23 protein-coding genes and 2 pseudogenes are annotated in these 19,753 nt (G+C 39.7%); 4 read left to right on the forward strand and 21 right to left on the reverse strand.

The window, feature by feature from the left end:
- Positions 1-48: 48 nt before the first annotated feature.
- From MHH63_RS14125 to MHH63_RS14155, 7 genes are all read right to left on the reverse strand, one after another.
- Entirely contained in the window at positions 49-1,734 is a 1,686-nt protein-coding gene (locus tag MHH63_RS14125; protein ID WP_175617374.1) for an extracellular solute-binding protein, read from the reverse strand.
- A gap of 72 nt (positions 1,735-1,806) precedes the next feature.
- The gene (locus MHH63_RS14130; protein WP_036678249.1) at positions 1,807-2,703 is read right to left on the reverse strand and encodes a carbohydrate ABC transporter permease; all 897 of its coding nucleotides are present in this window, start codon (positions 2,701-2,703) and stop codon (positions 1,807-1,809) included.
- 29 nt (positions 2,704-2,732) lie between these two features.
- Positions 2,733-3,701: an ABC transporter permease gene (locus tag MHH63_RS14135; RefSeq protein ID WP_076129315.1), complete on the reverse strand. Its 969-nt coding sequence runs from the start codon at positions 3,699-3,701 to the stop codon at positions 2,733-2,735.
- Positions 3,702-3,945: 244 nt separating this feature from the next.
- Positions 3,946-5,166: an FAD-dependent oxidoreductase gene (locus MHH63_RS14140; RefSeq protein ID WP_339190900.1), complete on the reverse strand. Its 1,221-nt coding sequence runs from the start codon at positions 5,164-5,166 to the stop codon at positions 3,946-3,948.
- An 84-nt stretch (positions 5,167-5,250) separates the two neighbouring features.
- Positions 5,251-5,811 carry a YeeE/YedE thiosulfate transporter family protein gene (locus tag MHH63_RS14145; protein ID WP_341171694.1) on the reverse strand — a complete coding sequence of 187 codons (561 nt, stop codon included), beginning with the start codon at positions 5,809-5,811 and terminating at the stop codon, positions 5,251-5,253.
- Positions 5,812-5,833: 22 nt separating this feature from the next.
- Positions 5,834-6,061 carry a sulfurtransferase TusA family protein gene (locus MHH63_RS14150; protein ID WP_076129313.1) on the reverse strand — a complete coding sequence of 76 codons (228 nt, stop codon included), beginning with the start codon at positions 6,059-6,061 and terminating at the stop codon, positions 5,834-5,836.
- Between the two features lie 66 nt (positions 6,062-6,127).
- Positions 6,128-6,817 carry a YeeE/YedE thiosulfate transporter family protein gene (locus MHH63_RS14155; RefSeq protein WP_076309358.1) on the reverse strand — a complete coding sequence of 230 codons (690 nt, stop codon included), beginning with the start codon at positions 6,815-6,817 and terminating at the stop codon, positions 6,128-6,130.
- A gap of 173 nt (positions 6,818-6,990) precedes the next feature.
- On the opposite strand from MHH63_RS14155, the gene MHH63_RS14160 reads away from it, so the two are divergent.
- Entirely contained in the window at positions 6,991-7,875 is an 885-nt protein-coding gene (locus MHH63_RS14160) for a LysR family transcriptional regulator (RefSeq protein ID WP_076135116.1), read from the forward strand.
- 2 nt (positions 7,876-7,877) lie between these two features.
- Here the strand turns inward: MHH63_RS14160 and MHH63_RS14165 are convergent, their stop codons facing one another.
- The 9 genes and pseudogenes from MHH63_RS14165 to MHH63_RS14200 all read right to left on the reverse strand — a co-directional run bounded on the left by MHH63_RS14165 (position 7,878) and on the right by MHH63_RS14200 (position 12,637).
- Positions 7,878-8,093: a sulfurtransferase TusA family protein gene (locus tag MHH63_RS14165; RefSeq protein ID WP_076129310.1), complete on the reverse strand. Its 216-nt coding sequence runs from the start codon at positions 8,091-8,093 to the stop codon at positions 7,878-7,880.
- 14 nt (positions 8,094-8,107) lie between these two features.
- Positions 8,108-8,434, reverse strand: a pseudogene (locus MHH63_RS14170) (PhzF family phenazine biosynthesis protein); the annotation flags it as partial.
- 43 nt (positions 8,435-8,477) lie between these two features.
- The gene (locus MHH63_RS14175) at positions 8,478-9,287 is read right to left on the reverse strand and encodes a DUF5071 domain-containing protein (RefSeq protein WP_179089398.1); all 810 of its coding nucleotides are present in this window, start codon (positions 9,285-9,287) and stop codon (positions 8,478-8,480) included.
- Positions 9,254-9,694 (reverse strand): hypothetical protein, encoded by a 441-nt coding sequence (locus MHH63_RS14180; protein ID WP_175617375.1) that lies wholly within the window; start codon positions 9,692-9,694, stop codon positions 9,254-9,256. The genes MHH63_RS14175 and MHH63_RS14180 overlap by 34 nt, the downstream gene beginning before the upstream one ends.
- Before the next feature lie 332 nt (positions 9,695-10,026).
- Complete coding sequence (locus MHH63_RS14185) at positions 10,027-10,530, reverse strand: GNAT family N-acetyltransferase (RefSeq protein WP_076185971.1); 504 nt, start codon at positions 10,528-10,530, stop codon at positions 10,027-10,029.
- 10 nt (positions 10,531-10,540) lie between these two features.
- Complete coding sequence (locus MHH63_RS14190) at positions 10,541-11,056, reverse strand: TlpA family protein disulfide reductase (protein WP_076185973.1); 516 nt, start codon at positions 11,054-11,056, stop codon at positions 10,541-10,543.
- Between the two features lie 15 nt (positions 11,057-11,071).
- The gene (locus MHH63_RS14195) at positions 11,072-11,599 is read right to left on the reverse strand and encodes a ClbS/DfsB family four-helix bundle protein (RefSeq protein ID WP_076275707.1); all 528 of its coding nucleotides are present in this window, start codon (positions 11,597-11,599) and stop codon (positions 11,072-11,074) included.
- Between the two features lie 30 nt (positions 11,600-11,629).
- A pseudogene (locus tag MHH63_RS28600) lies at positions 11,630-11,716 on the reverse strand (DUF2569 family protein); the annotation flags it as partial.
- A gap of 54 nt (positions 11,717-11,770) precedes the next feature.
- A complete protein-coding gene (locus tag MHH63_RS14200) occupies positions 11,771-12,637 on the reverse strand; it encodes a S66 family peptidase (protein WP_340395563.1) in 867 nt (288 codons plus the stop codon).
- 170 nt (positions 12,638-12,807) lie between these two features.
- Here MHH63_RS14200 and MHH63_RS14205 point away from each other — a divergent pair, with 170 nt between their 5' ends.
- Entirely contained in the window at positions 12,808-13,302 is a 495-nt protein-coding gene (locus MHH63_RS14205) for a hypothetical protein (RefSeq protein ID WP_076185978.1), read from the forward strand.
- A gap of 62 nt (positions 13,303-13,364) precedes the next feature.
- Here MHH63_RS14205 and MHH63_RS14210 read toward each other — a convergent pair whose 3' ends face one another.
- The 3 genes from MHH63_RS14210 to MHH63_RS14220 are packed head-to-tail and all read right to left on the reverse strand — an operon-like array spanning position 13,365 to position 15,817.
- Complete coding sequence (locus tag MHH63_RS14210) at positions 13,365-13,838, reverse strand: GNAT family N-acetyltransferase (protein WP_248548186.1); 474 nt, start codon at positions 13,836-13,838, stop codon at positions 13,365-13,367.
- A gap of 41 nt (positions 13,839-13,879) precedes the next feature.
- Entirely contained in the window at positions 13,880-14,911 is a 1,032-nt protein-coding gene (locus MHH63_RS14215) for a Gfo/Idh/MocA family protein (RefSeq protein ID WP_248548185.1), read from the reverse strand.
- Positions 14,912-14,929: 18 nt separating this feature from the next.
- Entirely contained in the window at positions 14,930-15,817 is an 888-nt protein-coding gene (locus MHH63_RS14220; protein ID WP_076129303.1) for a sugar phosphate isomerase/epimerase family protein, read from the reverse strand.
- A gap of 124 nt (positions 15,818-15,941) precedes the next feature.
- Here MHH63_RS14220 and MHH63_RS14225 point away from each other — a divergent pair, with 124 nt between their 5' ends.
- Both MHH63_RS14225 and MHH63_RS14230 read left to right on the forward strand, forming a co-directional pair.
- On the forward strand, positions 15,942-16,826 hold the full coding sequence (locus tag MHH63_RS14225; RefSeq protein WP_076185982.1) for a helix-turn-helix domain-containing protein: 885 nt from the start codon (positions 15,942-15,944) through the stop codon (positions 16,824-16,826).
- Positions 16,827-16,854: 28 nt separating this feature from the next.
- Positions 16,855-17,676, forward strand: coding sequence for a DUF2785 domain-containing protein (locus MHH63_RS14230; protein WP_076194322.1), 822 nt, complete (start codon positions 16,855-16,857; stop codon positions 17,674-17,676).
- A gap of 89 nt (positions 17,677-17,765) precedes the next feature.
- Here the strand turns inward: MHH63_RS14230 and MHH63_RS14235 are convergent, their stop codons facing one another.
- A complete protein-coding gene (locus tag MHH63_RS14235) occupies positions 17,766-18,560 on the reverse strand; it encodes a hypothetical protein (protein ID WP_076185986.1) in 795 nt (264 codons plus the stop codon).
- Between the two features lie 75 nt (positions 18,561-18,635).
- Entirely contained in the window at positions 18,636-19,739 is a 1,104-nt protein-coding gene (locus tag MHH63_RS14240; protein ID WP_076194324.1) for a Gfo/Idh/MocA family protein, read from the reverse strand.
- Between the last annotated feature and the right edge of the window lie 14 nt (positions 19,740-19,753).

Consider the following 19,753-nt stretch of genomic DNA (forward strand, 5'->3'; position numbering starts at 1 on the left):
CGTAAAAACGAAGGCTTGCTAAATAGCAAACCTTCGTATTACAAATTATTATTTACCTAAAGCTTTCTTATTTTCTGTCCATACTTTTGTTACATAATCAAGAAATTTCTCATAGCCAACCTTGATAGAATCTTCATGTGCTTTATCAAGAATTGCTAATGCTTCTGCATCAGTCTTCGCATACATCGATTTTGCTCTTGCTGTTAACCAGATATCTCTGACACTTTGTCTGATAATCCCTTCTTCACTGTCTGGAGCCGGATCCCAATTCAGGAACTCCGTAAAGTCACCTTGCGAAGCCCAAGTTACTTCCATCTGCCAACGGTTACTAAAGTCAATCTTGTCAGCTGGAAGGGTTTGCAACATCATTTTCTTTGTATTATCCAAGAAAACAGTATTACCTACCCATACCAAGTCACCGGCTTTTCCGTTAATTTCGGACAGAGCTTCTGGCTCATTCAGATATTTATCTTTATTAAATTTAGGAGTAAGTCCATCTGCTTCAAATCCATCCCAATACCCTTCTGGTCCTGGAGGACCCCAGTTAAGAACCATAGAACCTTCTGGTCCTGTCATCCAGTCAAGCATAGCGAATACAGCCTCTGGATTTTTAGCGTTTTTAGTGATTGTAGCAACGTTCCAACCTAACTGATTGTACGTTCCTGGAGTAATCTTACTTTGATCCAAACCAGCTTTGTAAATCGGTTTAATAAACATATATCCAGCTTCCGGATCCGTCTTCTTCATCTCTTCATCAGCAGTGGCGAGCAATTTCATTGGATCAAAAGTCGCAATAACAGCAAACTTGCCATTCATCGCTTTCTCTCTAATTTGGTCTTCTGTTTGAGTATTCGCATCCTGCGTCATTAGCTTCTCACGCATTAATTTAGCAGCAAATACAACAGACTCACGGAATCCTTCATCCTTGTATATCGAACCCATTTTGTCGCCATCAGGTACGGCGTATATTCTAGTATACGACAGATTACTCTCTTTAAAAGAGGAGAATAACTGGTCAATTCCGTTACCATCTCTCGCTAAACCCGTCTCGAACGGAATAACGTCAGGGAACTTTGCCTTAACAGCATTTAAATAAGCATACAAATCATCTGTCGTTTCTAGCTTAGGAGAACCAAGCTCTTTGTAAATCTTTTTATTAATAGCATAACCGGCATTTCCGTTTGGTTGAGTTGTATAATAATTCGGCAACTGATAGATCTTCCCATCAGGGGAACGAAGCAATTCCAAATGTCCAGCTGTTAAGTATTTCTTAAAGTTTGGATATTTATCAATATATTCATCCAAAGGAACTAGCATATCCGCTTGGCGAAGACGTTCTACGTCAGCACCTTTCTCGGTCCACACAATATCCGGCAGCTCGTTACCAACGATCATCGTTTGCAGCTTTTGAGCGTTATTACCACCAGAGCTAATTCCTGTGACATTGATCTTCAGATTATCTAAAATCCATTTAGAAGCAGCATCTTTGCCCCATTTCGGCATTTGATACCAGCCGTAATTTCCGTAGAATGAGACTTCAAGCGGTTCTTTCCCTAATTCATACAAATCAGCCGCAGGAGCTTCAGTTGCTGTGTTGACCGCTGTTCCTCCTTCTTTCTCTGGTTCAGCAGTTGCCGCCGGAGCACTTGAATTGTTGCCACCACAACCCGCCACCAAAGTCGTCAATAGCAAGGTAGACATCATACCGAGAAGCATCTTTCTCTTAGTCTTCAATGTATTTTCCCCTTTCAATTTGTAATCTATGTTCAAAGCAATACGCTCTAAACCCAATCTCATTCTATCATCCTACTCTTTCAATGATCCGACCAAGACCCCTTTAACGAAGAATCTTTGTAGGAATGGATACACACATACAATCGGAATGGTTGCAACCATGATCGTAGCCATCGTTAATGACTTCGAGGTTATTTTCTTAGCCGAGTTAATATGAGCAATGGAGCTTGCATCTACATTAGACAGCTGTTCTGAAGCAATATTAGAGAACAATATCTGTCTTAAGATGGTCTGAATCGGCATTAACTCCTCTTTCGTAATGTAAATACTCGCTACGAACCACTCATTCCAGTGATTTACTGCTGTGAACAAAGATAATGTTGCTATAACTGGTCCCGACAAAGGAAGTACGATGCGGACAAAAGTCCCCCAATATCCGCAACCGTCAATCTTTGCTGACTCCTCTAAACCTTGTGGAAGACCTTGAAAGAAGGTCCGGAATATGATCATATTCCATACGCTGACCAGTGCAGGAATTATAAACACCCAAAATGAGTTGAAGAGACCTAAACTTCTGATAAGCATGTATGACGGAATGAGTCCCCCACCGAAATACATAGTAATGATACACATAATCATGTAGTATTTGCGACCCATCAGTTCACGCTTCGACATTCCATAAGCGAATATCGAAGTGGCCAGTATCGCTGTTACTGTACCGATTACTGTCCGCAATGTAGCAATGACGAATCCACCCATTAGACGAGAATCTTCAAAAACAATCTTATAATTCTCAAGCGTGAACTCACGGACCCAGAAAGTAACTCCACCTTTCGAAGTATCCATCCCCTCATTAAAGGAAATAACAAGTGAATTCCAAAATGGATAAAACGCGGAAAATGCCAGTAAGGTCAAAAATACATATATGAATCCTATAAATATTCGATCTCCTATATTAATACGTTTCATAGTTTGGTCCCCCTATATTGAGTAATTCATTACCACAAGCTGTTCCCTGCTCTTCTGGCAATGAAGTTGGCAAAGGTAAGTAATGTCACGCTGATCACGGCCTTGAACAATCCGATAGCAGTCGCATAGGAGTACCTGAAATTGTCTATACCGACACGTACAACATATACATCAACTGAATCTGACACTTCTCGCAGAGCTGGATTGGAAGCTAGGATCAAAATATCTTCGAATCCTGCATTCACCAGATTACCGATTGCCAAAATCATAAAGATGATTACAACTGGCATAATTGAAGGCAACGTTATCAAATATATCTGTTTAAACCGACTTGCACCATCCATCGAAGCCGCTTCGTATAAATGCGGGTCAATACCAGCAATGGCAGCTAAGTACACGATTGAAGCAAATCCAATTTCTTTCCATACATTGGTTGTAACTAAAATGCCCCAGAAATATTCTGTCATGGAAAGGAAGTTGATCGGTTCATCAATGAATTTCAATTTCTCAAGCAGCATATTTATACTGCCGTTATCTACGGATAACATCGAGGTAACCATTGAGCCGATAACTACCCAAGATAAGAAGTGAGGCAAGTAAGTAACGGTCTGAATCACCCGTTTAAAGAACATCTTACGGACTTCGTTCAGCATTAACGCCAAAATAATCGGTGCAGGAAATCCAAAACAAAACTTCAGTAAGCTGATGATGATTGTATTTTTCATAACCACTTCAAATTCAGGAGCATTAAAGAAGTAAATAAAGTGCTTTAAGCCAACCCAGTCACTGCTAATAAAGCTATTACCTAACTTGTAATCCTGGAATGCAATTAGAATCCCGTACATGGGGATATAGGCAAAAATAAAAACTAGAACAAGTGCTGGCAATACCATAAGCTGTAGATCTATTTGCTTAAAAAAGCGTCTGATCCCGCTAGTTCGTTGCTTGTTGAGATTCGGTCCGGATCTCTTGTCTGGTGCGACGCTTGCGTTCGCCATAGGTGAATCCTCCTTGTGATGATTTTGAAGATATGTACAGATAATTAATATCCTTTCTCCCTCCGCTATAGTTGCAACATTTATAAAATAATCATAAGGTTTAAGCGCTTTCAAAAATATATGACAAAACAACTATTATTGATACTTTGACACTCTCTTACATTAGCTCGTCTCATATTCCTTAAGCTTGAATAAAAAAAGACACATACAGAGATAACATCTGCATGTGTCTTTGACTTTCTCCTTAATTAGCAAGAGTCCTCAGTATTTCTTCATTTATCTTTTCAGTAATTACTTTTTGGACCTTCCCATTATCCAGATAAACAATAGAAGGAACTGAATCTATCCCTAGCTTGGCAGCAAGTCCGGGTGACTTATATACATCTACCTTTGTGACCCTGACATCCGAATGGGATTGCTCAAATCCCTCAATTAAAGGTAATAACTCCCGACAGGAAGGATCTGTGGCATTCCATAAATAAACAACAGATGCTTTGCCTTGATTCAGAATTTGATGCTCATACACCTCACATTCAGATATATACTTCTCTGCACCATACCCTGCAATGGCACCATCGCCAACAGCGGTAGCAACTTGTTTTAGAAATTTATCGCACACATCTCCTGCTGCAAAGACCCCAGGTATATTCGTTTCCATTTTCTCATTAATAAGTACATATCCATTACGATTTAGATCTACTACCCCTGATAAAATTTCTGTGTTAGGGGTGTATCCAATAAATAAGAAACATGAATCGACCTTTACGTTTTGCAGTTCATTAGATTTTAAATTTTTCAGGACGACGGAATTCAAACGTTCCTCACCTTCGAAAGAACTTACCACCGTATTCCACATGAATTCCATTTTAGGGTTTTCTAGTGCCTGCGTTTTGGCAATTTCATTACAATCCATTTTCCCATGATCATGCATGACAGATACGATCACTTTATCTGCAAACTTAGTCAGAAACATCCCTTCCTCAATAGCTGCATCACCACTGCCAACGACCATAACTGTTTTCCCCGTATTTGCCGCAGCGTCACAGGTTGCACAAAAGGAAATTCCTTTATCATATAAGAACATATCTTCATTAGCTGCACCTGTAATTCTTGGTTTTCCTCCACTGGCTATGATAATGACTTTACATTCATATCGAACCCGAAAGGTTTCCACTACTTTAATCCCTTCCGCTGCCGAGACAGATTTGACATCTGTCATTTTGAAATCCACACCAAATTTTTTGGCTTGTTTATGAAATAATCCCATAAGATCTGTTCCGGTCGTTCCTTCAGGAAAACCAGGATAATTTTCTATTTCATTAGTATAAGTCGCAAGACCGCCTACCAGCGATTTTTCCAAAAGAAGTGTCTTCAATTTTGCTCGTCCACAATAGATCCCTGCTGTTAATCCAGCAGCCCCGCCACCGATAATGACGACATCATACTGTTCTGTCTTCTTTTCCATTTCAATTGACCCTCCTGTGTAGACTATGATTTCAATAAAATAGGCTGACTCTCGTCAGCACTATAAGCTCAGCCTATTTCACTTTTACATAAAGAATTTGGCTAATAATTTACTGCCTATAAATGCACCAACCAGCAGGAACAATCCAAAAATCCAGCCTGAAAGCGATAAAGAAGCTATAGCCGTAAATAATGCACCTATATTACATCCATTAGCCAGTCTAGCTCCGTACCCCATGAGCAACCCACCAAGTACAGCCGCCACTACCTGCTTTTTGGACTTAATTTTCTTAAGCTTGAACTCGGAAGCAAACAATGTCGCTGCTAATGCACCTAAGATAATCCCTACATTTCGAATGGACCCACCATCATTCAAAAATCCGGAAGATAATGTTTTTTGAGCTTTCTCCTTACTAAAGTACGCCCAGTTATCTACATTTCCTCCTACCAGTCGATACGCCCAAGCTCCCCAGTCCGCGAAGGCGCTGGTTACTCCCCATCCTTTTGAGAAAACAGCCAGATGTGCTGTTGCGAACACAGCGAGAAGTACAGCTCCAGTTACATAAGTAAACGGTTCTTTGAGCAATTGCTTGTAAAAGCGGTTAGACGATATCTTCAACCAGAATTCGTTCACTGTTTCATTCACCGTCCTTTCCTACTTAGCGATCCTATTTTACCTTCTCAATAACAACTTCCCACTCGCCATCATCGACCTCTTCGATTTCCACATTATGTCCCTGTTTTCTCGCCCATTCTGGTACGTTTTTCATTGCGCAGCTATGATCAATAGCAACAACTAGAACGTCTCCAACATTTAGTTCAGTCATCTTCTTTTCTGTTCTCATTAACGGTACCGGACAAGCTTCTCCCAGGCAATCAAGTGTAAATTCAGCCATCTTAAAAACCACCTTTTATATTTTTTAAAATTCCTAATAGTGAAAATATTCACGTAATAACTTAAACTAATCTGCGCTTCCCATCTTTTTCTCTTGCCATTTAACTGCAGCGATGTACAACAGAAGAATGATCAGGAACTGAACAACTAGTGCTCCAAGCCAACCAAAGACGTCTGGTAAAAATACAGTGGGTGCATCCTTTATAACGTTAGCTCTCCACCAACCCATATCATGTGATCCCCAAAGTGAACCAATGACAAAAAACACAAGTGACAACATCTGCATCGTGAATCCTTCACCTACACGCATCAATGTACCCGAAGCGCAACCCCCTGCAATAACCATGCCAATTCCGAATAATACTGCGCCAATTATCAAAGCAAAACTGATTTGACCCACATTGTCCATCCCAGGAATCGGTTTACCTTCCAGGAACGCTGGATACTTTATGGCTGTAAATCCGATCGTAGCGAGAGAAAATGCTATCAGTACAGCTCTTGTTACCGATGTGCTGCCTGTAATACATGGATCTCTAAGTGATGCAGTAAAACAGAAACGTGATCTTTGCAAAATAACGCCAAACGAAATACCGAAAAGCAGGTAGACAACCATTTTATCGTGGGAATGGTCTAGGAAAAAACCAAACCCAATAATGAGAACTGTGACCAGCAACGCGATGGGCAACTGACTCTTTTTAGGTTTTCTAGGAGCTCTGGTTCGGGCTGATTTCGTTTCGGGACTTACGGTTTGCCCCATAGTCTAACACCTCCATCGTTTTATGTAATTGACTATGTGAAAATAGTAACATACTTATTTGCGCTGTGGTTATCTGCTTTCTTTATGCTGTATAAGTGTTACTAATGGCACAGATGGAGCGTAATCAAGTATGCTATAGTTTGCACTAACAGCGGGCAACAGGAGGAATAAGTATGAATATGGAAACGCTTAAATTATTTTTAGATATTGCTTCGTTAAAAAGTATATCTAAAGCCGCTCAGAAATCTCATATCACCCAATCCGCACTGAGTCAGCAGTTGAAATCCTGGGAGAATACCTTGGGTTCTGAGCTTTTTGTGAGAAGTAATAAAGGGGCCAGCCTAACAGAAGCAGGGATTATAGCAGAGAAGTATGCGGAGCAAATCTGTAAATTGTATGATGATATGGTCACAGAGATCAATCATTTACAGCCAACACAACATGAGCTGTCTATTTATGCGATTCCAGAAGTCTGTAATTATGCCCTGCCATGTACCTTATATGAGGTAAAAAAGCATTTTCCCAATTGCCATATCACTCTAAACGAAGGGGCATCGTCACTAGTAGAAGAACGTTTGCTTCTTGAAGAAGGTGATGTTGGCTTTATTTCCGGGCCTTCCCCGAAATCTGAATTAAGCTCCAATATGGTGTTTTCTGATCAAGTTATGCTAGTGGCAAGCAGTACGACCGTTTGTCCTGATAAAATCACACTGAATGAGCTCCCTAAATATCCGTTAATCTGGTCCTCACAGCTTCATTGTGTGCAAAGGGCTTTAAATAACATATCTGCGGGTGAGCTTAAATTAAACATACTGTTTAATCTGGACTCCCTTGAGGCGGTAAAGCTTGCTGCAATTAGAGGACATGGTGTTGCCTTTCTGCCTTATATGTCCATAAAAAAAGAGTTGTATAGTAAACAACTCAAGATTATTCATATTGATCAGTTCCAAGTAAATAACGATGTCTACATGGTAAAAAAACATAATCAGCGTTGTGACAATGATACGAAACAATTAATTCGTTATATAGAAAAGACATTGATTGATACATTGTGTTGAACTTATATCTCAATCGTAATCTCCCATACCCCATTAATAACTTCTTGGATGGTACATTTCAAATTTGAACCACGACAGTAATCCGTGATGGAAACTTTTGCGCAGCTATGATCAGTAACCAGCATCACCTGTTCGCCATTTTGAATGGCTTTTTGATGTTTTTTTAACATCATTACTGGTACTGGACAGATTTCTCCCAGACAATCAATTTCAATCATGAAGTTACCATACTGAATTGAATGGGTAGCACCCCCACGTTTGTTTCGATCTTTATCGAGCCAGCTTCACCAAGGATCCCCTTTGTTTTTAAAGCAAATAAAGATGCCATTGTAGCATGTCCACAAAGATTGATCTCATGGCCTGGCGTAAAATACTTAAGCCTTAAATCAGCTACATCTGATGAGACTACAAAAACTGTTTCGTTAAAACCGACCTTATGAGCTATCGCTTGCATGTCACTTTCGCTCAAATGAGCCGCATCTAATACTACACCAGCTGGATTTCCTTTGTTGGGATAAGGAGAAAAAGCATCATAATGAAGTACTTTTATGTTGTTCATTGGTTAGTCTCCTTTCAATTTATTTCAGTAAAGCTTGATAACTTCACGAAGTGAGAAACTCAGCAGTAAAAATTTCTATTTCTCTTAAAACTTCTTGGCGGTTAGATATCGCATTACATATATAAAAACGGTCTTTATTGTGCTCATGAAACTGTTTAATTACATTAGGCTGCTGATTTAAGAATTCTTTATGAAGAGCTTCACAATCAATTTCAAGATGAGTATCATGAAGTTCCTTGAGTTCAAATACAAGGACATCTTTTTTGTGCTGGATTATTTCACAGACCACATCTTTTGCGTATATACCGTGAGTTAATAAGATTCTTAATGCCGATAGGTCATTGGCTTTTTCCTGTGAAATCTTAATTAATTCTGCTTGTATCTGTTGGACTTGTTTCGTGTTCCAATGATCAATTAATTTTTCGAAAATCCAATACACCCATTCTTGATCATCGCTGTGTTGATTTAGTACATCTTTAACATATGGAATCATCGGATCCCCTATTTCAAGTAAAAAACCAGCTATTTCCCCCGCACCTGGCCAATTTAAATCTTGTATCCATTCAAGCAAACCCGGCAATATGCTTTTCACACGTGGATATCCTAAACGTATGACTGTTTCAGCCGCTCCATCCCAATAGTCTTTTGATATAGGTTGTACTAATAAATGCAAAGCTTCATCCTTTATATATTGTAGCTTATTAATTGCATCTTCCTTTTCCTCTTCGCGTGTGTGCCATGATAATTTTTTGATTAGACTAGATGCTTCTTCCACTAGATTCACCCTTTGAACTTGAATTTTCCACCACGCCGTTCTAGCTACAACACTGCTTTCTTCCGCTTCATTATCCAAATTATTAATAAGACGATAACCGATGTCCCCAATAAGAAATACATCCAAATCGTTTTTTTAACCAATTCATCATTGGGATAATGGCCTTTATTATAAGCTTTTACAAAGATATCCTCTTGGGTCTTAATAGCAATGTAATCTTTTGGATCGGTATTGATAATTGAGTAGTAGGGCGTACCTTTAGGATAAATATTCGAGAAATTCCCCCTGTACGTGCCTTCCTCATCGGAATATTTAGTTACATGCCCTATCTTCTTATCGATTTCTTCGGAGGGGATGAGTTCATCGTCTGATATTTCGTAGATGTCACCTGAATAAACAACAAACGAACCGGCCCAATCCGCGTAGACCGCATGTAATGGCAATAAAGCAATTATGGCTAGAATTACAATAATGAATTTCTTCATCTCAACCTCCTAGCTTTGGGATTCGATTGATTTATAGATTGTTTTGAACTCTTTCACATTATTTAATCCATCAATAAGCTCCACTAAACCTGACAAAGATTCCAAACCATCTATTAATTTCTGAATGGGCGATCACATCCGCGTTAAATCCGTCTGGATCAATATCGTTCAAAAGTATCGTTGTTGTGACCTCTGTAAAATCTGGTTCTACATAACAGGTTGAGGATTTATTATATAGACTACAATCAGCATCAGAAGCAAAAATGAAAGAAATGCGGTGATGATTATGAGTTTCTTTCTTTTTTTGATCATAGGGATTAACTCCTTACGGTTTAGATACAAAGTGATTTCCGATAAATGTATTTATGATCCTCATCCATATCCGTTGATTTCATATACCCCACACTGCGCCAAAACCTTTCATTTGCATCATTAGTCGGGGTTAACTCGATATACTTTGCACCGTCTGCATAAACATGTTTTTCGACCATTGAATAGGCAAATTCACCATACCCTAAATTCCGATACGTAGGTTCAATATAATACTCCATTAAAAAACACTTTCCACCCTCATCAAAATAAGTAACATACATTAAAAATCCAAGCACAGTACCGTCCTTATGTATAAGAAACAAATTTAAAGGATTTATATCTCTTGTTCTTAGCTCTTCAATGATCTCTCTATACTCGTCTGAATAAAAGTAATCCAGGTCAAAATCATCGCCCATAGATACGTGGAGAGATAATTCATTAATGTAACTATTAAAAAGTCCCCAAAATATATCTACATCCGATTGATCTTTTGCTGCAAAAACCTCTAAATGAATCGTATTCATTTCAACCTCCTTAATCATAGTTTTTAATGAAAATCTTAAACGAGCTCTCAATTGCGTCAAAATCAGTCGAGCCAATAATTTGATCCATAACCTTGCCATCAGAGTTTATAAAAAACAACGCAGGAAAAGCTTGTTCACCAAATTGTTTATGGAGATCACCTGTTTCATCTAGGAGAACAGGATACTTTATGTTGTAATCCGCCACGTATTGTTTTACTTCAGAAAGATCATCTTGATAAAGCAAATTGATTCCGTATATGTTCACTCTATTTTTATATTTCTCATACAATGAGACAATCTTAGGAGCGTCGTCATTACAATATGGACACCATGAGGTGAAAAATACGAATACAGTGGGTTTCTCCGTGAAGTCCACTTGTATTTTGTTTCCATTCGCCAACTCTTTTAGTTCAATGTTCTCAGGACTCTTAATGGGTTTAGAAGTGTTGTTTACTACGACAAGTATAATCGAGCTTAATGCAATCAAAAATATAAATGTACTTACAATAATAGATATCTTCTTCAAAAATAATCCGTCCTTTTATACTTCCTTAGTTACATTAAGCTTTTTCCATTTGCGAATCTTAGAACGAAAAGTCTTAAACGGTGCTACTGAATTAATATGAATCCATTTGACCATTGGCCATCTTGGATTGTTTCCTGTCCATTTCCGCACGCCTTGCGTAAAAAGTTCTTCATCACTTAAAGAATCAATCCAGTTCTGCCACTGATGTTCTGTCTCTTGAAATAAAGATCTTAACTCGTCTAATGAGTAGGCAGCATATGTATGATAAAACGATTGATATAATCCGCCAAGTTGATTCCATTTATAATCCGGTGAAGGTGTAATAACGGTTAACCCTGATTTTTCATCCTTATCCCATTTCATAACAAGATTCAACCAGCCCAATTGATAAGCAATGATTTCTGCTGGGGTACGATCAACCCCTTCCATACGATTGTCTCTTTGGGAGTTCTCAATGCCATCAAATTCATGATCAAGAGACTGATAGGCAATATGAATCGCATCTTTCAATTCTTCTTTTGATAGATAATCTTGTGTAGACATCATACCCCTCCTTTAAAACACTTTACTAAATTACTTTACAAACGTATTATGTACTCGCTCTGATTTCAATAAATATGCAGTCCAAATTGCACACGTAAACGCTGACCTAATGATCCCCTTGAGTGAACTCCATTTCCAAGTTCTCTGGCAAGAGGAATTTGATAAAGAATTTCACAAAGTGATTTTATTGCCCACAACAATACACTTACTGTTACTGCCATGCCCAAGCTCAGCTGTCTTTATGATAGGAATGGAGGCGGAATGGCTAATTTCCTTCACATACTCTTCTACTATCGGGAATTCATTAAAGTTCTCAAGTTCTGAAAACGACCCTAGAATCAATCCAGCACAAGCATCAAAATATTTCAATTGCTGGAGCTGAGCAAAAAAGGAGACTATTTTGTTAGCTCTGCCACTTAAACTCTCCAACAATAATATTTTGTCACAAGGATCCGGAAAATAGCTTGTCCCTGCCAGCTTCAAAAAACAGCGAATATTCCCCCCGATTACTATCCCGCTCATCTGGTTACCACGAACCCAATGATACCGGAAATCGTAAAGATCGTTTTGACCCTCGAAGAATGTTCGATAAAAAGCCCTTTGCTGCTCCGCCCCATCAGAAGACACTAGATTCATCAACTGATAATGATAGGATTTCGAATTATTTTGCGTATATAAAGCGTTCAAAATAACTGACAAATCACTTATTCCGAAAAAGGGTTTGGGGTTCATTCGGATACTTTCATAGTCTATGTACTCTAAGATCTGATTGGCAGAATCCCCACCTGAAATATCGAATATCGCGCTAATTTCAGTATTTTTAAATAGTTGATTCAGCTCCGCTGCTCTTTCCATGGGATTGCCGCTGAAATAACCCTCTTTTCTAAACAAAGTATTAGCCACCACTACATGGAGTCCAAATGAATGCAAAACTCTTTTTAATTCCTCTACTTTAGCTAGGTTTTCTACTCTCACACCATCTGAACAAGCAATCAGTCCTACTTTATTCCCGCGAGTAAATTTTAAGGTTGTGTTCATTTTAATAATCCTTTCGATGCTACTTTTTAGTTTAATCTCCTCAAATTTACGATCATATTTACACCATACCATATTTAGGGATTTGAATCATTTTCTTCTTGAAATTTTGAAACCACAACATGGTAATATAAGTATAATAATGCAAGATCAAATACATTGGGGGTGTACTAATGCGTAAATCACCGTTGATATTAAGCATGATATTATTTTCCCTGGCGTTAATTATGGGATGTAGTTCAGAAGTAGATGATGCTACTAAAGCCGCAGAGAAATATAAAAATGTAGAATATACCGTCAAGGCTTCTGAGGATTTAATGTCTGATGAATCCATTCTTGCGCGAAATGAAGAGATGAAACCGTATTTTACAGAATACTTTTCCGAAAAGGCTATAGCGAACCGAATTACAACTATCCCATTTAAAATCGCTGATACACAAAAGCTTTCTTTAAAACCGGAAAACCTAAAATTCAACCTTTCCGAACAAAAAAAGGATATTGTCGAGTTAAAATATACGGTGGATCTTGTTTTATTGGATAAGGATGACAAAGAAAGTAAACGTGTACCTTTGGAAGGTATATTGACTCTCTTTGATGTGGACGGTAAATGGTTAGTTCAAGGGGATCGATTTGATACTGTAGCATTAATGAACTTGATTGATGGGTGAATTTGAATATCCTTCTTATCATAAAAAGCAGACTGCTCTAATGAGCAACCTGCTTTTTTGAATTACATTATTTTTTTGCTCATCCTATAATTGACCAACAGAACACCTTTTCGTTCTATACTTTGTTTCGCAATAAGCTGGTATCCCAGTCGTTCAAAAAAAGGTTTAGCAGTGATGCTTGCTTCGGCATCCATTTCATAAAGACCCTGTTCTTTTGCTTTCAATTCAAGCTTATTCGCCAATGCAGAGGCTACACCTTGCCCTTGGTAATCTTTGTGAACATATAATCGATCCAAATGTCCTTCTGCTGTCATATCAGAAAAGCCCACAATAATATTATTAATTTCGGCTACATAAGTGATATTTTGACGTAAAGAAGCTCTCCAAGTATTAAGCTTAAGTGCCTCTTCCTCTTTAGGTGCCCAAGCATCCAGCTGTTCCTGTGAGTAGTCTTGTTTGTTTACGGAATGAACTGTTTCGTAGAACAATGAGATAATTTGAATAAGATCCGATTCTCGGTAAGCTCTAATATTCATTTTGATCTCCTTGCTGGCGATTGTAGTAACAGAAGTCAATCTCAAAACTCCACTAGATCGATTTTCCGGCCAGATTCAGCACTTTCCAGCGCTCCGAACACCATTGCCATACTATACCGATTATCTCTACAATTCGTCTCTGCAGGACGTTGCTCTGCCAATGACAAGAACATCTCATCCAAACACCCTTGATGGAATGTTTTACTCATCTCAACGTTTTCACCCTTTACACGCTTTACGTCACGAATGAACATATCGCTCTGATCTCCTGCAGTAACTACCTCAGCATATGGCAGCTCATGACCATCCCAGATTGCGGTTCCTTTCTCCCCGTTAACCCGCCAAGAAGCTTCCCATGACGTGGATGCACCTTCTGCACACCAAGATCCCTGATAGGTAAATATTGAACCGTCGGACATCTCGAAAATGCACACTGCCGACGCATTCCCCTCATACCATGAACCGGGAGGATTAAACTCCTGACAGTATACGGACACAGGGTTCGCGCCACTAATAAACCGGGCCTGGTCGAAGGTATGAATCGCCATATCCAGCAGCAACGGACTTTTCATAACATCACGGAACCCCCCGAAATGAGCCCCAAGGAAAAAGCTTGCACCGATAAATCCTGTTCTACCAATCGTTCCTGATTCTATGATTTTTCTTAAAGAACGAATACGAGGATCATAACGGCGGTTCTGCATCACCGCATGAGCGTTTCCAGTCCGTTCCGAGATCTCAACAATCTTATTACATTCCTCCATAGTCTCAGCTAAAGGTTTCTCACTAAACACATTACACCCAAGTTCCAATGCAGTGCTAGAAATATTGAAATGACTTCCGGGAACAGTAACGTCAAAGACGAGATTTGCTGCGGTCTCCTGTATCGCCTGCTTAATATCCGTAAACGTCAGACATGAAATCCCATGCTTCACGGCCATCGCCTCAGCCGACTCCAACCTTATATCTACTAGAGCAACGATCTTAGTATCTGTACGCAATAAAGCGTATTCAATCCATGCATTAGCCATTCCTCCGCAACCTGCAACTACTACCCGATACTGTGCTGTCATATTTCTCCCCCTGACTTATTAAAGCGGATTAGGCACAAAGCTGCCCCCGCGGCATTGTTTTAAATGATTCAAGGCATGTACTTGACCCATCATTTCCAGTTCATCCCGATAGACAGGATCATGCCAACCTTCAATATCAATGGTTCCTTTATAACCAGCCTGACGCAAAATGGAGATAACATCCGTCCAGTTCGTATCACCAAAACCCGGAGTACGGTGCCATACATAAGGTTTCGGGCCGTGGATTCCATATTCTTTTACAATATCCCAAGCGATGGTGGCATCCTTGCCGTGTACATGGAAAATCTTATCTGTCCATTTGCGCAGCTGTGGAATCGGGTCAATCAACTGCACCATCTGATGGCAGGGCTCCCATTCGAGTCCCATATTGTCAGCAGGGACAGCGTTAAACATCTTTTCCCAGGCTATTGGATGATGAGCGATATTCCAGTCCCCTGAAGTCCAATTGCCATCCATGGAACAGTTCTCAAAAGCAATTCTTACTCCGCGATCTGCTGCTCTTTTTGTCAGCTCACCAAATACCTCGGCAAACTTCGGAATCGATTCATCAATGGACACTCCTGGTAGTCGTCCCGTGAATCCTGATACCATATCAGTACCAAATACATGAGCATGATCAATAAGCCGTTCCCAGCTCGCTAATGCATCGGAATTGTCACCCGTATTCGTCAAAGGATTGCCAAAGATGCCAACCGATGAAATCACAAAATCATGTTTTGCCGCAAGTTCTTGCACACGCTTACCAGTTTCCACAAGATCTGTTTCACCTGTAGTCTGCCAGAAGGTTAAGCTAAAAGATTCGAAGCCATGACCTACGATTTGCGGAATCACTCTAACAGCATCTCCGCCTCCAACTAATGTGCCTATACGCATTGTATCCTTCATCTTGTGTACCACTCCAATATTGGTTTATAGTAAGTTCTATAACCCGAGTATATACTGCATTTGAGCTTAAAACTCTTATTATATTGTGTTTATATAGTCGTATATTGTGGGAGTTGAATAAATATTGAGCTATCCTAATGATCTTAAAGAATACCCTCAATTAGAAGGAAACACCTATCCGTTTCGATTGTTTTTTAATGAATGCAGACATGCGAAAATCGGCCAGAACATCCTTTTTCTACACTGGCATGAGCATTTCGAAATCATTATCATGCAAGCAGGCAGCGCCATTTTCCACATCGACAGCAAGCCCTACGAACTGCATCCCGGAGAGGTTTTGTTTGTTCCTTCTGGAGGTTTGCATGTTGGATATAGTCTGCGGGATGATCATGTCCGATTTATATCCGTCGTATTTCATAGTTCTTTATTTAAAGATTGGAAGCAAGATCCTCAACATGAACAATTCGTAGCTCCCTATTTGGAGAATCGATATCAGCTACCAGTTAAACCAGCGGCACTAGTTCCAACCTGTTCTACTTATTACTCTCTTCTGAACACTATCGTGGATGAAGTGCATCAGAAAGGTCCTGCATTTCAGTTGATCATCAAAAATCAACTTCATCTACTTTTTGTATTGCTCTCCCGTACCTTTTTGCCTGAGCAGGTTTCTGGCAGAACAAATGAACGTCAATCCTTCAATCGTGAGCGTTTTAAGCCATTGCTGGAGTACATGGAGAACCATTTTGATGAGAAAATGACTATTGAAAGCGCCGCGAGATCCGTTAATCTAAATCCATACCATTTCTGCAAAACCTTTAAGAAGCTCACCGGCCGAACCTTCATCGATTATGTTAATCTTTGCCGCGTAAATGAAGCAGAACGACTGTTGCTGGAGACAGATTTTACTGTAACGGAGATTGCTGGACGAGTGGGCTGCGACAATCCTAATTATTTTACCAAGCTGTTTAAGCAATATAAAGGAACTACACCATCCGGTATTAGAAAATAATTCACACTGGAAAATAGGAGATTATAAAATGAATTTAAAAGAAACGTTGATATGCATAAAAGAAAATGATTACCAAGCACCTTCCGATACCTTCCAGTTGGTACAAGAAATGATAAATAACATTGGTTCTTTAGATGCCCAACTACGGGATGAGCTAATTTATACAACTTTTTCTCATTGGATCCCAGGTAATTCTCTAACTACAAACGGACTGGAACAACTTATACCCGTTATCTTGGATAAAAACCATTTGCATTTTAAGCTTGGCGAAACCAATACAGACTCTGTCTTTACCAGATCTTTCTCTATGCTAGTTATCCCACTCCTCTTCATGAGGCATAAAGAATCACCATTTCTCTCAAGAGAGCAAATTCATCAGATAAAAGAGAAGGTATTTTGCAGTGTGCAAAATGAGCGGGATTACCGGGGGTATGACGAAGAAAAAGGCTGGGCTCATGCTATAGCCCATGCAGCAGATACTTTAGATGAATTGGCTCAATGCTCCGAACTGGATGAAAATGACCTCATAACTATCCTCGATTTGGTTTACGAAAAGATGACCATAACAGATCGAATATACTCCGATGGGGAAGATGAGCGAATGGTAAGATCCATAATGAGTGTTTTAGATAGAAAAATGCTTAGTCAGACTTATGTAGAGCAATGGATTCAAAGTTTTGGTGATGTGGAGAAAAATCCAGAATTTCTTCCTGCCTTTAAACAAAAAAATAATATAAAGAACTTTTTGAAAAGTTTATATTTTCGAGTTAAATATTACAAAGTACATGCCAATCTCTGTCCAACAATCGAGCATACATTATATAAAGTAGAAAAAGTATACTATTCCTAATTAAAAAAAGTGAGGGTTAGAGCACCCTCACTTTCCATCTACAGTTCAAATACGTGGAGCACTTGCTACCTGTTGACGGGTCTATTAGATTATTCAGTAATTGCTAGCTCCATCCTCCGCACACTCGCAAGCGCGGGAAAAGATTCCAGCACCATCCCTGTATTCCATAACTTAACCTGCTGTCCAACCTGTAAATCCTTAAAGCTGATGGTCTCTCCAGCTTCATTAAACATTTCAGATTTCGCATTGAATGTGAACCAGTAAGATGGATCTTCGTTACCAGGTTCAAGGATTAGAATCCGCTTCGCCTGTTTAGTATCGATATCAACGATTGTACCTACTACATGCGGATCACCTATTTCTGAAATATCATAGGTCAACATCTTTGGATCGATCCACTTTTCAATTTCAAGCTTAGCTGCTTCCGCATCATCTGACGGAATGGTAATAGTTACTTTATTACCAATCGTATCTACACCAGAGCCGTAGAGATTCAGCTTCTGGTATAGTTCTTGTTCATGCAACAATTCTTGAGCAGCTAATAACTCTTGCATCGTATATTTCACATCATGAAGTTCATAAGTACCTGCAGTGAAAGTCTGAGCAAGGCTTTGCTCAATCTCCGAGTTCAAACCTACAATATTAATATGAACCTTGTTATCTTGCAGATAAATATCTCCGTTAGGAATCTTCTGAGCTGATAAGAAAGTCTTAACCGCGCCTGGATCATCCATTGCGGGGTTCGTAGAAGCTAAAATTTGTGGTTCTGAACTAATTACAGGAGTTGGAACCGGCTCCTTATTCGCTTGTTGAGCCTCTGAACAGCCACTGATTAACAAAATAACAACGGGAATCCATATCCAACCAATAATTATCTTACGCATCCTATTAACACCTCCACTCTTCATCTTCTCAAACGAAGACCGGAAGTGATAGGTTGCAGATTCAGGAAGAATTCTCTAATCCAAAGTATAAGGAGCAAGACCGATTGGAAGTGCCGCAGGACGAGTGCAGGTGCTTTCCATTTCGTAGAATGAATGAGCATCAGAAGAATCATGGAAAGCCCACATTGCTTCTAATACGTGATAAGCCAGTTCTCCACTGGCACGATGCTCTCTACCCGTCCGAATGGCGTAAGCCATATCTGCTGGTCCAATCCCGCGGGTATTCTGATCATACCCTGACAACAACGGCTGTTCCGTCCACTCATTCTCACCCATAAGCCGGAGTTTCACGGGACCCCCAAAGTTATTCGGGTCTGGAACTTGAATCGTTCCTAGCGTTCCGTAGATTTCTATATGCGGCAGGTTGCTCCCGCCAAAGATATCAAAGCTTGTAATCAACGTTGCAATGGCACCATTTTCAAATCGTAAGGTTCCGGCTACGTGAGTTGGAATTTGAACAGGAATTTTATTCCCAAATTTCTTCTCGCTTGTAATCGTACGTTCTTCCAGCGCTTTCCCAGTCATTCCGCTAACCGTATGAATAGGACCCAACAGCTGCACCAAAGCCGTCAAATAGTAAGGACCCATATCGAACATTGGACCTCCACCAGCGGCATAATAAAATTCCGGATCTGGATGCCAATGCTCATGTCCACGGCCCAGCATAAACGAAGTAGCTGCAACAGGTTCGCCAATTACTCCTTCATCTATCAGCTTCAAAACCGTTTGAATTCCCGCTCCGAAGAATGTCTCCGGTGCACTGCCCACAAGTACTCCCTTTTCCCGCGCAGCTGACAGAACTTTGCGGCCTTCTTCTCTCGTCACAGCTAGAGGTTTCTCAACGTATACATGTTTACCTGCTTCAATAGCTTTTAGGCATACTTCCGCATGAACAGCTGGAATCGTTAAGTTGATTACGATTTCTATCTCTGGATCATTCAGTAATTGTTCTGTGGTATAGACGTTTGGAATATTGTATTTATCCGCTTGTTCTTGTGCTCTCACCAAATCTAAATCCGCACATGCAACTAGATCAAGGATCTCGAACTTTTGACAGTTCTCCATATAGATACTACTGATTTTACCGCATCCAATAATACCAACTTTGACTTTATCCATTCGCTGATCGCTCC

This window comes from Paenibacillus sp. FSL H3-0310 (assembly GCF_038002785.1).
GTDB lineage: Bacteria > Bacillota > Bacilli > Paenibacillales > Paenibacillaceae > Paenibacillus_AQ > Paenibacillus_AQ odorifer.